This is a genomic window from Mycobacterium sp. Aquia_213 (assembly GCF_026625985.1).
GTDB lineage: Bacteria > Actinomycetota > Actinomycetes > Mycobacteriales > Mycobacteriaceae > Mycobacterium.
In genome coordinates, this window is sequence record NZ_CP113116.1 from 4953005 (window position 1) to 4966525 (window position 13521).

Consider the following 13521-nt stretch of genomic DNA (forward strand, 5'->3'; position numbering starts at 1 on the left):
AAGGCAGCAATGACCTCGATCGCGTTTCTCGGGCTGGGGAACATGGGCGGGCCGATGTCGGCGAACCTGCGGAGCGCGGGCCACACCGTGCGCGGGTTCGACCCGGTGCCCACGGCGGCCGCAGCCGCGGCCGAAGGCGGCGTCGAGGTCTTCGACACCGCTGCCAACGCGGTGGCCGAGGCCGACGTGGTGATCACGATGCTGCCCAACGGAGACATCGTCAAAGGCTGCTACGCGGAGGTGCTGCCGGTCGCGCGCGCCGGTGCGCTGTTCATCGACAGCTCCACGATCTCGGTCACCGACGCCCGCGAGGTGCACTCGCAGGCCCAGGCGCACGGAATTTCACAGCTGGACGCGCCGGTCTCGGGTGGGGTGAAGGGCGCCGTCGCCGGGACGCTGGCATTCATGGTCGGGGGCGACGAGTCCGCGGTGCAACGAGCACGGCCGGTGCTGGAACCCATGGCGGGCAAGATCATTCACTGTGGCGCCGCCGGGGCCGGCCAGGCCGCCAAGGTGTGCAACAACATGGTGCTGGCGGTGCAACAGATCGCGGTCGGCGAGGCGTTCGTACTGGCCGAGAAGCTCGGGCTGTCGGCGCAGTCGCTGTTCGACGTGATCACCGGTGCGACCGGCAACTGCTGGGCGGTGCACACCAATTGCCCGGTGCCGGGCCCGGTTCCGACCTCACCGGCCAACAACGACTTCAAGCCCGGCTTCGCGACCGCGCTGATGAACAAGGACCTGGGACTGGCGATGGATGCGGTGTCGTCAACCGGCTCGGCCGCGCCGCTGGGCCGCCACGCCGCCGAGATCTACGCGAAGTTCGCCGCCGACCATGCCGACAAGGATTTCAGCGCGGTGATTGAGATGCTGCGCTAAGCCGTGCTTTCGCAATGCGGTTGTCTCCGAAGGAGCATTCGATGATCGAAGTGCTGGACGACATGCCGGCGGGCGTGACCGGCGTCCGGGTATCGGGTCGGTTGAACGCTGAAGATCTGCGCAACTTCAAGCCCGCCATGGAAGAACTCGTGAAGGGCGACGAGATCAGGATCGTGGAGGTCATCGCCTCCGACTACGAGGGCTTCGGGCCCGGTGGCTTGGTCGAGGACCTGAAGCTGGGCCTGGGCGCCGTGTTCAAGCATCATTCGGCGTTCAAGCGAATCGCGGTCGTGTCCGACAAGGAGTGGGTCGGCCATACTCTGCACGCGCTGGCGTGGATGGTTCCGGGCGAGCTCGCCGTATTCGGGCTCGACGAACTCGAGCGCGCCAAACAGTGGGCCGCCGGCTAGAAGTCACCGGCGTTGCGGCGCAGCGTTTCAATCGATTCGACCAGCGCCTGCGATTCGGCGGTTTCCATGCCGATATCGGCGAACACCTGCTCGTTGAGCGTGACGGTGGCGTCCTCGACCGTGGACCGGCCGAGTTCGGTGATCTGCACCAGCGTCGTGCGTCCATCGGTGGGGTGCGCGACCCGCTGAACCAGCCCGTCGGCCTCCAGCCGGCGGATCGCGTGGGTGACGCTGGTGACGTGAACCTGTAGCCGGTCGGACGCCTTGGTAATGGGCAATGCCCCGGTCCGGCTGAAGGCGAGCAGCCGCAGCAACTCGTAGCGGGAGAAACTCAAATCGTAGGGCCGCAGCGCCGTCTCCACCCGAGCCAGCAGGATCTGATGCGCACGCATCACCGAGGTCACCGCGACCATGCCCTGCGAGACATCCCCCCAGCCCGCACGCTCCCAGTTGCTGCGTGCCGCGGCGATCGGGTCGCGCTTCTTATCCGGGGCCACGCCTTTTCTTACCGCACTTGCGGCAAAAGCGGGTCAACTGGCGCGATTCAGCGTGTGCTCACTTGCCGACCGCGGACAGCACCGCGAGAGTGGATGCGCGGCTGCCCACGGTAATCCGCGCGCCGCCGTCCGGATAGCAGCGCACCCGAAGCTCGCTGTCGGCGAACACCTCACTCCACTGCCGGCCCGGCGCACTCTTGGCCGGCAGGTACATGAAGTTCGCGTGCGCGTCGGTCGTATATATCCCCAGCGCGGACAGGCGCATCCGGAGATACCGCCGCTCGGCGGTGATCATCCGGATCCGTTGCAGCAGTTCGTCTTCGGCATTGTAGGATGCCGTGACCGCGGGCAGGCTGGTCATCGCGATGCCGAACGGCAACTGGTGCGACCACATCGTCGCCGCCAGCTCGGGTGCCGCCACCCCATAGCCGATCCGCAGCCCGGCCAGCCCGTACGCCTTGGAAAACGTCCGCACCACCACCACATTGGGGAATCGCCGCGCCAGCGCCGAAACCTCGACCCGGTGTTCAGGTGCGGCGAATTCGATGTACGCCTCGTCGAGCAGCACGATGGTTTCGCGGCGCACGCGGCGCAGGAACCGGAACAGGTGCGACGTCGGCTCCAGCGTGCCGGTGGGGTTGTGCGGCCGGCACACCACCACGACGCGGGCACTCGCGGCCGCGGCCGCCAGCCGGTCGAGGTCGTTATGGCCGCCCTTGTCCAGCGGCACCGTCACCAAGTTCAGCCGAGCCATCTGCGCGATGATCGGGTAGCCGTCGAAGGTGGGTGTCGACGTGACCATCGTGTCGCCCGGAGCGGTCAGTGCCTGCAGGGTCTGCAGCACCACGCCCGTAGCGCCGGCGCCCAGCACCACCTGCTCCGAACCGACCCCGATGCGACTCGCGATCACGTTGCGCAACCGCTCGGGCAGGAACTCCGGATACCGGTTGGCCGCATCGATGGACTTGACCAACACCGACCGCACCGCGGGCAGCGGAGGAAACGGATTCTCGTTGAGCGACAAGGCCAGTGGATCGATCCCGGGCGGGACCGAGTCATCGACCTCCGCGGTGGCGGAACTTGCGAGGGGTTGCATCAGTCTCGCCCGCCCCAGCGCACCGCCGCCGCTCCGGCGAAGTCGCCGGCGTGCGCGAAACCCGCCATCAGCACCACGTCGCCGGACTTGAGCTGACCGTCGGATATCGCGCGATCCAGATTGATCGGGATCCCGGCGCCGAACAGGTTGCCGCACTCCTCAAAGGTGTCCCGGTGGCGTTCCGGGGGCAGCTCGAGCGCCTCACGCCAGTTGCGCAGAAAAGCCCTATTCGGCTGGTTGGTGACCATCAGGTCGATGTCCTTGGTGGACAAGCCGATTCGATCGCAGACCGCGTACGCGACCTCGGGAACCTGTCGGTTGCCGCGGGCCAGCACCTTGGTGATCTTGCTTTCGGTGAAGCCGATGCTGCCCTCTCCGGGCCCTGCCCCCCACCACTTGCGCGGCGGGTCGAAGGAAAGCGTCATCTCCCCGGCGTATTCACCGAAGGTACGGCATTCGACATCCAGAATGGGCGACCGGTCGCTCACCGTGACCAGCCCGACCGCGGCGCCGTCACCGGGCACGGCAGACTGCGCCTTGCGGCGAATCGTCGGCTGGTCGAAGAATTGGCCGGCCGCGTTCTGCGCAATCGCGATCAGCGCGGTGTGCCCTTCCCCCGACGACAGCAGTTTGCGGGCCACGTTGAGCGCCAACACAAATGCCGCACAACCGCCGTTGTTCAGGTCCAGCACCCACGACGGTCGCAGACCCAGCCGGTGCGCGATGCCGCCGCCTTGCCCGTAGAACGCCATGTCGGGCACCTGCGTGTGGGTGATCAACACGTCGGCACCCTCGACGACGTCGTGGCCGTGCCGCTCGATCAGTCCCTGCACCGCGCGTTCGATCATGTCGATCGAACTCTCGTCCGGCGCAACGTGATGGCGAAACTTCGGGGCCCGAAACATCACGTTCTCACGGAGCTCGTCGGATTCGGCGAACTGTGCGTAGTACTCGGCGGGGATCGGTTCGCCGGGCAGATAGGTGGAGATGTCGATCAGGCTGACGTTTGGTTTACCCATGGTTGGCTCATCTCATCCAGTCGGGGGTCACCGGCAGGCCATTGTGGTGCCGGTACTCGGCGATTGCCTTGAGGTTCTTCATTTCCAGCAGGTGGCCTGCGCCGAACATGTCCCAGAAGTCGCCGACCCATACCGGGCGCTGCGCCGGCGCGGTCTCCGGATACGGGTTGTGGTCGTAGAACGGGTGATGGCAATTGGTCCACAGCACAACCGAACCGGGCTTGTCGAGGACCACCTGCGCGTCGATGACGCGCATCAGATAGATCATCCACAGGTGCTTGCCCTGATCCCACGCGCAGTGGTAGTCGACCGTTCGGGCCTGCTCGTTGGCGACGGTGCGCGTGTAGATCTCGGTCTCCGAGCCGAGCCGGTCGTAGGCCAGCCACAGGCCGGGCTCGTCGGTCGGGGTGAAGCCGCGCAGACTGTAGGTCCACTCTTCGAGGCTGCGAGTGTCGGACAGGTACTCGTAGAGCTCGTCGGGCGGGCAGTCGACGTAATCGTTGACGGTGCAGTATTCCCCGAAGACCTGGTCGTGCGGGTACACCGACCGCATCATGTCCATGATGATCGGAGTGGCCTGCTCCCTAGGGCTGGTTTCGATGCGAGTGACACCATCGATGAGGTCGGGGATATCTTCAAGCGCTGGCAGCGACATTGGTGCATTTCTCCTTAACAGTCGGAATCTCGTCAATGGCAATGGTTTCGGTCTTTGCCGCGGTGAGGAATGGGGCGAAGGGCGGGATCTCGTCGGCGGCACATTCGACGCTGACCACCGCCGGGCCGTCGATGTCGAGCGCCGTGCCCATCGCGGCGGCAAGTCCTCTTGCGTCGCCGACGTCGATCGACGTCAGGCTCGGGAACATGGCTGCCAGCCCGGCACCGAGCCGGCTGGGCTGAAATCGGTTGTAGCTGTATAAGTTGTCGTAGAACAGTTGCTCGCGGGTCACACACATGGCATGCGCGTTGTTGTTGAACAATACGAACGTCACCGGCAACCGGTATTGCACCGCGGTGTGAACTTCCATGCCGTGCATGAAAAACGCTCCGTCGCCGGCGATCACCACGGTGCGCCCATTCGGCCGTCCGCTGTTGGCCCGCCCGAAAGCCATCCCGATGCCGGCCCCGAAGCTGTAGCCCATGCCACCCATGCCAAGTGCGACGGTGAATCTGCCACCGCGCCGGGCCGGCAGGTAATGCACCGCGGACGCACCGGTATTGCCCGCGTCGACCACGATGTCGGCTCCGTCGGGCAGGACGCGGTCGAGCACCGCCATCGCGTCGCGGTAGCGCAGGCCCTCGCCAACCCACGACGGGGGCGTCAGTTCGGAGCGCGACACGACATCGGGCACCCGCACGCCCGTCGGACGCCCGCTGCCGGACAGGGCTTGGGTCAGCATGCGCAGGGAGGTGCGCAGGTCGTCGGTGTGGACATGCGTGCACGGAACATAAGGCCGCGCAGAGCCGATCGAGACGGTACGCGCCATCGCCAGGGCGTCGTCGAGCCCGGTGCGGGCCGTGACCGACAGGCGGGTACCGACCACGAGGCACACGGCGCTGGCGGCCACCGCGTCGGCGACACCCGGGTGACCCATCACGCCGGTTACCCCCAGCGCAGACGACGAGCCGAATCCCGGTGTGCCGGAAGCATCTTTGGCGTCGGGCACGGTGGCCACCCGGGCCCGCAACAATGCGCGCAGCTCCTCGAGCTCGGCGCGGGCGTTGTCGCGGGCGACCTGCTCGCCGGCAATAATCGTGATCGGTCCGTCGACGTTGCGCAGCACCGGAATGATCGGCTGCGGGTTTCCGATCGGCCGCGGGTCAGTACCGATGCCGCCCGTTCGGTCGGCGTAGACGAATGCCTGCTGAATATCCTTGGGCAGCAACAATACTGCCGGTCCGCCGGTGCGCGCCGCGGCGACGGCCCGCGACATTGCCGCACCGATGTCGGCCGGCCGCAGCACCCGCTCGCAGGACACCGACACCGCGGCGAAAACGGCCTCGGCGTTCAGCGATCCGTTGTTGCCGCTGGTGTCCTGAAAGCTGCCGCGCCCATCCATCGTCGTCGGGGCCTGACCGACCAGCGCCAGCACCGGAACCCGGCTCGTCAGCGACTCCCCAAGGCCCGCTACCAGATTCAGCGCACCGCCGCCCGAAGTCGCGGCCACCACACCCAATCCGGCACCGCTACGGCTGTATCCGTCGGCCATCGTGGCGGCGGAGAACTCGTGCTTGGCCAGGACGGCGGTGATGTCGGAGTGGAAATGTGCGGCGTCGTAAAGGTCTTCGATGTTGGCGCCGTCCACGCCGAAGATGTGGTCGACGCCGATTGACCTAAGGCATTCGACGACGTGGTCGACAACACGGTGCTTCCGAGGCATCTGCTCACCTAAGTTCGATTGAGACGATGCCTAAGGCACGAGTCAGGTGAGCCGCCGGTTCACCTGACGGGTTTTACAGCGAACGCTGCAACAAAACCTGGCCGCTATCGGCGGCGACCACTTGCACGGCGGCGATCTGCTCGATCGGCGTCGAGATGCTCGCGGCGGGCGTCGCGGTGTGACCGGGTTCGGCGACCCACGTCGCCAGCCGAGTTTGGCTGCCGTCACGACCGACCACAACCATCGCCAACGTGTCATGGTGCGCATACGGCGGCGCCAGGCAGACGCACTTCAAGTTGATGGACGTCCCCCAGTGCTGGCTGGAAATCTGCACCGTCGACGCCAGCAGGTTGGTACCCACCTGCGCCATCTCCGACGACGCGGCCACCGGCTGGGTAGGTGTCGCCGACGGGGTATGCCCCTGAATGCCGACGAACACGCCGACCGCCAAAACCGCGGCCGCGGCGGACGAGGCCACCCAGGTGATCGCCCGGGTGCGGCGCCGGCGCCAGGCGACCTTCGCCAGCAACGACGGCAACAGCTCGGGCGAGGGCTCCGGGGTCACCGGTGGGATATCGCCGGACTCCGCGATCGCAGCGACTTCTTCACGATCGAGTTGCGATAGCAGGGCCGGCACGCCACTGAGCTCAGCAACGGCCTCCCGGCACGCCGCGCAGTGGACCATGTGCCCTTCGAATTCGCGGCGGTCGACAGACGACAGCGAACCGAGCACGTATGCGGCATCCCACATCGCGTAGCGGTGATTGTCACCCATGATCAGACCAAAGACCTCGTTGTCGCCAGGCGGGCCTACACCTCGTGTCGGCGTCTTCATTTCATCCATCTCCTGTCACCCTTCAAGCATTCGGAGCCGATGACCACACGGATTGGTGGCTGGGCTGTCATCGAGTAACTCCGAGTTCCTGCAGAGTGAGCCGCAAAGCCCGCACGGCATAGTGTAGTCGCGACTTCACGGTTCCTTCGGCAATGTCAAGGTCTCCAGCAATCTGCGCGGTGGTCCATCCGCGGTAGTAAGACCGCTCGATGACGGCCCGGTGCTCCGCGGACAGTTGCGTCATCGCATCGGCGATCAGCAGCCGGTCCAGTGCCGCGTTGACCTCGTCTGGGGTGGCCTGCTCCGGCGCTCCCTCTTCGTCGAGCGAGCCGACCACGTTGCGATAGCGAGCGCTGCGCCGATCGTCGATGATCATGTTCCGGGCAACGGTGAACAGCCAGGCCCGCGCCGAGCGCTCGGTGTCGCCGACGACCTCCGGGTGCTGCCATGCCCGGAGCAGCGTTTCCTGAACGACGTCCTCGGCGTGAGCGGCGTCACCGGTCAACCGCAGCGCATAGCGCCACAGGACGGCGGCGTGCTCGTCGTAGAGCGCCTTCATCAACGCAGCTTCTGCCGCCGCAGTACCAGCGCCACGAGCCACTCGATCACCTCCTGCCCATTGAAACGAGTGCAACAGGCGTTTAGTTCGAGATTCAGCTCAGAGTGAGAATTCGGGGCCCGTCGTCGGTGACCGCCACGGTGTGCTCCCAGTGCGCCGCACGTGATCCGTCGGTGGTGGTGACCGTCCAGTCGTCGGCGAGTACCAGCGTTTTGCCTGTTCCGAGAGTCAGCATCGGCTCGATGGCCAGCACCGAACCGGGGGCCAGCAGCGGTCCGCGGCCCGGAGACCCTTCGTTGGGCAGGAACGGGTCCATGTGCATCTGTCGGCCGATGCCGTGTCCGCCGTAGCCCTCGACGATCCCGAACGCGCGGCGGTGGCGCGCCTCGGCGGCACGCGTACCCATTTCGATGGCATGCGCGACGTCGGTCAACCGGTTGCCGGGGATCATTGCCGCGATTCCGGCTTCCAGCGACTCCCGCGTCGCCGCGGAGAGTGCTTCGTCGTTGGGATCGAGCGCCCCGACCCCGAACGTGATCGCGGCGTCGCCGTGCCACCCGTGCAACACCGCGCCACAGTCGATGGACACCAGGTCACCCGGGGCGAGGATTTCCGCCGCGGAGGGGATGCCGTGCACCACCCGGTCGTTGACCGACGCGCAGATCGACGCCGGATAGCCGTGATAGCCCAGGAACGACGGGATTGCGCCGGCCTCCCGGATCACCGACTCGGCGATTTCGTCCAGACTCAGGGTGGACACCCCGGCGACCGCGGCGGCGTGCACCGCCTGCAGCGCGGTGGCAACCACGGCACCGGCCGCGGCCATCGCGTCGAGTTCGCCGGCGCTGCGCTGCGGCACTACCTTGCGACTGCGCAACCGCGCCAGCGGGCGCATCGTTACTTGCCCAGCGCTCGCAGCGCGCGGGCGAATACCTCGTCCAACGATCCGATGGCGTCGATCGTCTTCAGTTCGTCGCGGTAGTACTCCAGCAGCGGCGCGGTCTCGTCGTTGTAGACCTTGAACCGGTTGATGATGACGTCCTCGGTGTCATCGGCGCGGCCGCGGCCCTTGAGCCGCTGCAACAGCTCGTCCTCCGACACCCGGAATTCCAGCACCGCGTCGATATCGGTACCGCGGCGTCCGAGCATTTCGTGCAGCGCTTCGGCCTGCTCAATCGAGCGGGGATACCCGTCCAGGATGAAGCCGTCGGCCGCGTCCGGGTCGTCCAACCGGTCGTCGACGAGCTGGTTGGTCAGCTCGGAGGGCACCAGGTCGCCGGCATCCAGGTACCGCTTGGCCTCCAGCCCCAGCTTGGTGCCTTCACCGATATTGCTGCGGAACAGATCCCCGGTGGAGATCTGCGGAATCCCGAGCTTCTCGCTGAGTTTTTCCGACTGTGTTCCCTTACCCGCCCCCGGTGGCCCCAACAAAACGATTCTCACTTGAGGAACCCTTCGTAGTTGCGCTGCATCAGCTGACTCTCGATCTGTTTGACGGTATCCAACCCGACGCCAATCATGATCAGAACCGCAGTACCACCGAATGGCAGATTCTGCACCGCCCCGGCATTGCCGATCTGCAGGAACAAGTTGGGCAGCACCGCGATCGCACCGAGGTAGATCGAGCCCGGGAGCGTGATCCTGCTCAGCACGAAACGCAGATAGTCGGCGGTGGGCTTGCCCGGCCGGATGCCGGGGATGAAGCCGCCGAACTTCTTCATTTCGTCAGCGCGCTCGTCAGGGTTGAAGGTGATCGACACGTAGAAGTACGTGAAGAAGATGATGAGCCCGAAGTAGATGCCGATATAGACCGGATCGCTCGGATCGGACAGGTAAGTGCCGACGAACTTGTCCCACCAGCCGTTGCCCACGCCTCCGCTGCCGCTGCGGATCAACTGGGTGATCAGGTGCGGAATGTAGATCAGCGACGACGCGAAGATGACCGGGATAACACCGGCCTGGTTGACCTTCAGCGGCAGATACGTCGAGGTTCCGCCGTACATGCGCCGGCCCACCATGCGCTTGGCGTACTGCACCGGGATCCGGCGCTGGCCCTGCTCGACGAAGACCACGCCGACGATGATGGCCAGCGCGGCCACACAGACAGCGGCGAAGATCATCCCGCCGCGGCTGTCCAGGATCGTCTTGCCTTCGGACGGAATGCGCGCGGCGATACCGCAGAAAATCAGCAGCGACATGCCGTTGCCGATGCCGCGTTCGGTGATCAGCTCACCCATCCACATCACCAGTGCCGCGCCGCTCGTCATGACCAGCACGATGACGACCAGGGTGAAGATGCTCTGGTCGGCGATGATGTCCAGGGAGCAGCCCTGCAAGAGGCCGCCGTTGGCCGCCAGCGCCACGATGCTGGTGGCCTGCAGAACGGCCAGCGCGATCGCCAGATATCGCGTGTACTGCGTCATCTTGGCCTGGCCGGACTGGCCTTCCTTACGCAACTCCTCGAACCGTGGAATGACCACGGTGAGCAGCTGCACGATGATGCTGGCGGTGATGTAGGGCATCACGCCCACCGCGAACACCGTGAGCTTGAGCAGCGCACCGCCGGAGAACAGGTTGATCAGCGAATAGATCTGGCCGGCCTCGCCGCCGCTGGCCTCTTTTATGCACTGCTGCACGTTCGGGAAGTTGACGCCGGGCGACGGCAACGCTGCGCCCACGCGATACAGCACGACAATGCCGAGCGTGAAGAGGATCTTCCGTCTCAAGTCGACTGTTCGCAGCGACGAGATGAAAGCCGAAAGCACTCTATCCTCCTGCGCGGCCGGGGGTCATCCTGCGTTTACGCGCGCTCAACACCCGCAGGCCAGGACGTACGGCGTCACGCGTCAAATCGTGTACGAGACTAACAGCTGGTGGGACTAGATCCTTAAAAGGGCGTCAAGGAGCCGTTCGAAAAGGCCTGAAAAAATTCAGGAAGCAGACAGCCACGGGGCGTAGAGTTTTGTCAGCTCGTTGCATTTGCTAAGTATCAAAGCTGGGTGTCGAGGGCAGCATGGTGACGGCCGACGGCCAGCGCAGAACACCGAAGAGGAGCACCATGACACGCACTGACCAAGACAGTTGGGACTTGGCCTCCAGCGTCGGCGCCACGGCCACGATGGTCGCCGCGGCCCGCGCGGTGGCCAGCAATGAGGACAACCCGATCATCAACGACCCATTCGCGGGGCCCCTGGTTCGGGCGGTCGGGTTGGATTTTTTTCGCCGGGTGGTCGACGGCGAGCTCACCGCGGCCGAAACACCCGAAGGCGGCCTGGGGGACCTGCAGGTCGAGACCGACTCGATCGCGGTGCGCACTCGCTTCTTCGACGATTTCTTCCTTAATGCCGCGCGCGACGGGATCCGCCAAGCGGTGATTCTGGCCGCCGGGCTCGACGCGCGCGCCTACCGGCTGTCCTGGCCGAACGGCAGCGTGGTTTACGAAGTCGATCAGCCCCAGGTCATCGAGTTCAAGACCGCCACGATGTCGAGCCTGGGCGCCGCACCGTCCACCGAGCGGCGCACCGTCAGCATCGATCTTCGGGAAGACTGGCCGGCGGCCTTGCGCAGCAGCGGGTTTGACGTGACCCAGCCGACGTCGTGGAGCGCCGAGGGCCTGCTGATGTATCTGCCCCCCGAAGCCCAGGACCGCCTGTTCGACAACATCACCTCGCTGTCCGCGCCTTCAAGCATGCTGGCCACCGAGTTTCATCCGCCTTCGGAAACGACGATGTCCGAGCGTGCCCAGGAGTTCAACCAGCGGTGGCTCAAACTGGGCTGCGACATCGACCTGTCGGGATTGTTCTTCGACGGCGAGCGCAGCGATGTCGTCGAGTATCTGAGCGGCCAGGGCTGGGAGGTGAGCTCGCGGCCACGGCGCGAGCTGTTCGGCGATTACGGGCGCGAGTTCCACGACAGCGAGGCGCTGTCCCAACTGCGCAACATCATCGCCGTTACCGCGACTCTTAGTTAGGACCCCGGCATGACGAACACCGACAGCAGCGATTCCAAGCGTTTTGATGGCGACAGCTGGGATTTGGCATCCAGCGTGGGAGCCACCGCCACCGCGGTGGCGGCCCGCCGGGCCATGGCGTCCAAGGGCCCCAACCCGCTGATCGACGATCCGTTCGCCGAGCCGCTGGTCAACGCCGTCGGCGTCGACGCCTTCATCCGGATGATGAACGGCCAGGTCGAGGTCTCCGAGGACGATCCCGCCTTCACCCCGCAGCGGCTCAGTGAGGGCATGGCCGTGCGCACCCGCTACTTCGACAGCTTCTTTCTCGAGGCCGCCGAAGCCGGTGTGCGTCAGGCGGTCATTCTCGCGTCCGGGCTGGACACCCGCGCTTACCGGTTGTCGTGGCCGGCCGACACCGTGCTCTTCGAGATCGATCAGCCGCAGGTGATCGAGTTCAAGACCCGCACCCTGGCCGATCTTGGGGCGGCCCCGACCGTCGATCGCCGGACAGTCGCGATCGACTTGCGGGACGATTGGGTAGGTGCGTTGCGCGGCAACGGATTCGACGCGGCGCGGCCGACGGCCTGGATCGCCGAAGGACTGCTCGGGTACCTGCCGCCGGATGCCCAGGATCGCCTGTTCGACAACATCACCGCGCTGTCGGCTCCCGGCAGCCGCATCGGCACCGGGTACGTCCCCGATATGCGCGACCGCGTCGAAAGGCGGGGTCGCGAGATGAGCGAACGCTGGCGCCGGATGGGCCTGAATCTCAACTGGTCCGAACTGGTCTACACCGGTGAGCGCAACGACGTGGCGGCCTACCTCACCGAACGAGGCTGGCAGACCACCGTGCGTAGCACACCGGAGATGTACGCGCACAATGGTTTTGAGTTCCCCACCGAACCATCCATGGTCGCCTTCGGCGACATCAAATATCTGTCCGCGACGCTAGGAGGCTGAGCATGACCCGTACCGACCAAGACACCTGGGACCTGGCCTCGAGCGTGGGGGCGACCGCGACCTGGGTCGCCGCCTGCCGGGCCCTTGCCGGCAAGCAAGCAGGCGCCCTGATCGACGATCCATTCGCCGACCCGCTGGTTCGTGCGGTGGGTGCGGATTTCTTCATCAAAGTGCTCGACGGCGAAATCACCGATGAGACCGGCGGTCTCGACCCCGACGCGGACCCCGACGAGGAGTTCAACCTGCAGCGGATGGTCAACATGATGGCCGTGCGCACCCGGTATTTCGACGACTTCTTCGCCGACGCGACTGCCGCCGGCATCCGCCAGGTCGTCATCCTGGCCTCCGGCCTGGACTCGCGCCCCTACCGGCTGGCCTGGCCCGAGGGCACCGTCGTGTACGAAATCGACCAACCGGCGGTCATCGAGTTCAAAACCAGCGCGTTATCGAACTTGGGCGCCGAGCCCACTGCCGAGCGCCGGACCGTTGCGGTTGACCTGCGTGACGATTGGCTAAACGCATTGCGCCAAGCCGGTTTTGACGAGACAGAGCCCACGGCGTGGAGCGCTGAGGGCCTGCTGATGTACCTGCCCCCGGAGGCGCAGGATCGGTTGTTCGACGCCATCACCACGCTGAGCGCACCGGGCAGCCGGCTGGCCACCGAATACCACCGCGACGGCCTGCCCCTGCTCGAGAAACGCGCCAAGGCGATGGCCAAGCGCTGGGGGCAATTCGGTTTCGACACCGACGTGTCCAGTCTCGTCTATCACGGTGAACGCACCCCGGCCGCGGATTACCTGAGCGCGGCCGGCTGGCAGATTACGGCGCGCACCCGCGCCGACCAGTTCGCCAAAGCCGGGCTGCCCGTGCCGCCGGGCGAGGGCCTCAAGGCGCTGGAGAACCACATTTCGGTGGTCGCCGTCTTGCAGTAGCGGC

General features: G+C 65.8%; 15 protein-coding genes. 5 read left to right on the top strand and 10 right to left on the bottom strand.

Annotated features, from left to right (window positions below; genetic code table 11):
* The first annotated feature begins 9 nt into the window (after positions 1–9).
* Together mmsB and LMQ14_RS22950 are read left to right on the top strand one after the other, a co-directional pair.
* On the top strand, positions 10–879 hold the full coding sequence (gene mmsB, locus LMQ14_RS22945; protein WP_267731934.1) for a 3-hydroxyisobutyrate dehydrogenase: 870 nt from the start codon (positions 10–12) through the stop codon (positions 877–879).
* A 41-nt stretch (positions 880–920) separates the two neighbouring features.
* The gene (locus LMQ14_RS22950; RefSeq protein ID WP_267731935.1) at positions 921–1289 is read left to right on the top strand and encodes an STAS/SEC14 domain-containing protein; all 369 of its coding nucleotides are present in this window, start codon (positions 921–923) and stop codon (positions 1287–1289) included.
* On the opposite strand, the gene LMQ14_RS22955 is transcribed toward LMQ14_RS22950, so the two are convergent.
* The 10 genes from LMQ14_RS22955 to secY form a co-directional block, all read right to left on the bottom strand.
* On the bottom strand, positions 1286–1786 hold the full coding sequence (locus tag LMQ14_RS22955; protein ID WP_267731936.1) for a MarR family transcriptional regulator: 501 nt from the start codon (positions 1784–1786) through the stop codon (positions 1286–1288). The genes LMQ14_RS22950 and LMQ14_RS22955 overlap by 4 nt on opposite strands.
* A 58-nt stretch (positions 1787–1844) precedes the next feature.
* A complete protein-coding gene (locus LMQ14_RS22960) occupies positions 1845–2882 on the bottom strand; it encodes a pyridoxal phosphate-dependent aminotransferase (RefSeq protein WP_267731937.1) in 1038 nt (345 codons plus the stop codon).
* Entirely contained in the window at positions 2882–3901 is a 1020-nt protein-coding gene (locus LMQ14_RS22965; RefSeq protein ID WP_267731938.1) for a 3-oxoacyl-ACP synthase III family protein, read from the bottom strand. The genes LMQ14_RS22960 and LMQ14_RS22965 overlap by 1 nt, the downstream gene beginning before the upstream one ends.
* A 7-nt stretch (positions 3902–3908) precedes the next feature.
* Positions 3909–4556 carry an SRPBCC family protein gene (locus LMQ14_RS22970; RefSeq protein ID WP_267731939.1) on the bottom strand — a complete coding sequence of 216 codons (648 nt, stop codon included), beginning with the start codon at positions 4554–4556 and terminating at the stop codon, positions 3909–3911.
* Positions 4537–6279 (bottom strand): thiamine pyrophosphate-binding protein, encoded by a 1743-nt coding sequence (locus tag LMQ14_RS22975; RefSeq protein ID WP_267731940.1) that lies wholly within the window; start codon positions 6277–6279, stop codon positions 4537–4539. Before LMQ14_RS22975 ends, LMQ14_RS22970 begins: the two co-directional genes overlap by 20 nt.
* Positions 6280–6352: 73 nt before the next feature.
* Positions 6353–7123 carry a zf-HC2 domain-containing protein gene (locus LMQ14_RS22980; RefSeq protein ID WP_324291077.1) on the bottom strand — a complete coding sequence of 257 codons (771 nt, stop codon included), beginning with the start codon at positions 7121–7123 and terminating at the stop codon, positions 6353–6355.
* 58 nt (positions 7124–7181) lie between these two features.
* Positions 7182–7715 carry a sigma-70 family RNA polymerase sigma factor gene (locus LMQ14_RS22985; protein ID WP_267731941.1) on the bottom strand — a complete coding sequence of 178 codons (534 nt, stop codon included), beginning with the start codon at positions 7713–7715 and terminating at the stop codon, positions 7182–7184.
* Positions 7716–7767: 52 nt separating this feature from the next.
* The gene (map, locus tag LMQ14_RS22990) at positions 7768–8568 is read right to left on the bottom strand and encodes a type I methionyl aminopeptidase (RefSeq protein WP_267731942.1); all 801 of its coding nucleotides are present in this window, start codon (positions 8566–8568) and stop codon (positions 7768–7770) included.
* Between the two features lie 2 nt (positions 8569–8570).
* Positions 8571–9116, bottom strand: coding sequence for an adenylate kinase (locus tag LMQ14_RS22995; RefSeq protein WP_267731943.1), 546 nt, complete (start codon positions 9114–9116; stop codon positions 8571–8573).
* Entirely contained in the window at positions 9113–10438 is a 1326-nt protein-coding gene (gene secY / locus LMQ14_RS23000) for a preprotein translocase subunit SecY (protein ID WP_267731944.1), read from the bottom strand. The genes LMQ14_RS22995 and secY overlap by 4 nt, the downstream gene beginning before the upstream one ends.
* A 293-nt stretch (positions 10439–10731) precedes the next feature.
* Between secY and LMQ14_RS23005 the strand changes: the two genes are divergently transcribed.
* The 3 genes from LMQ14_RS23005 to LMQ14_RS23015 are packed head-to-tail and all read left to right on the top strand — an operon-like array spanning position 10732 to position 13517.
* Entirely contained in the window at positions 10732–11643 is a 912-nt protein-coding gene (locus tag LMQ14_RS23005) for a class I SAM-dependent methyltransferase (RefSeq protein ID WP_267731945.1), read from the top strand.
* A gap of 9 nt (positions 11644–11652) precedes the next feature.
* On the top strand, positions 11653–12585 hold the full coding sequence (locus LMQ14_RS23010) for a class I SAM-dependent methyltransferase (RefSeq protein ID WP_267731946.1): 933 nt from the start codon (positions 11653–11655) through the stop codon (positions 12583–12585).
* 2 nt (positions 12586–12587) lie between these two features.
* Positions 12588–13517, top strand: coding sequence for a class I SAM-dependent methyltransferase (locus LMQ14_RS23015; protein ID WP_267731947.1), 930 nt, complete (start codon positions 12588–12590; stop codon positions 13515–13517).
* Positions 13518–13521: the final 4 nt, after the last annotated feature.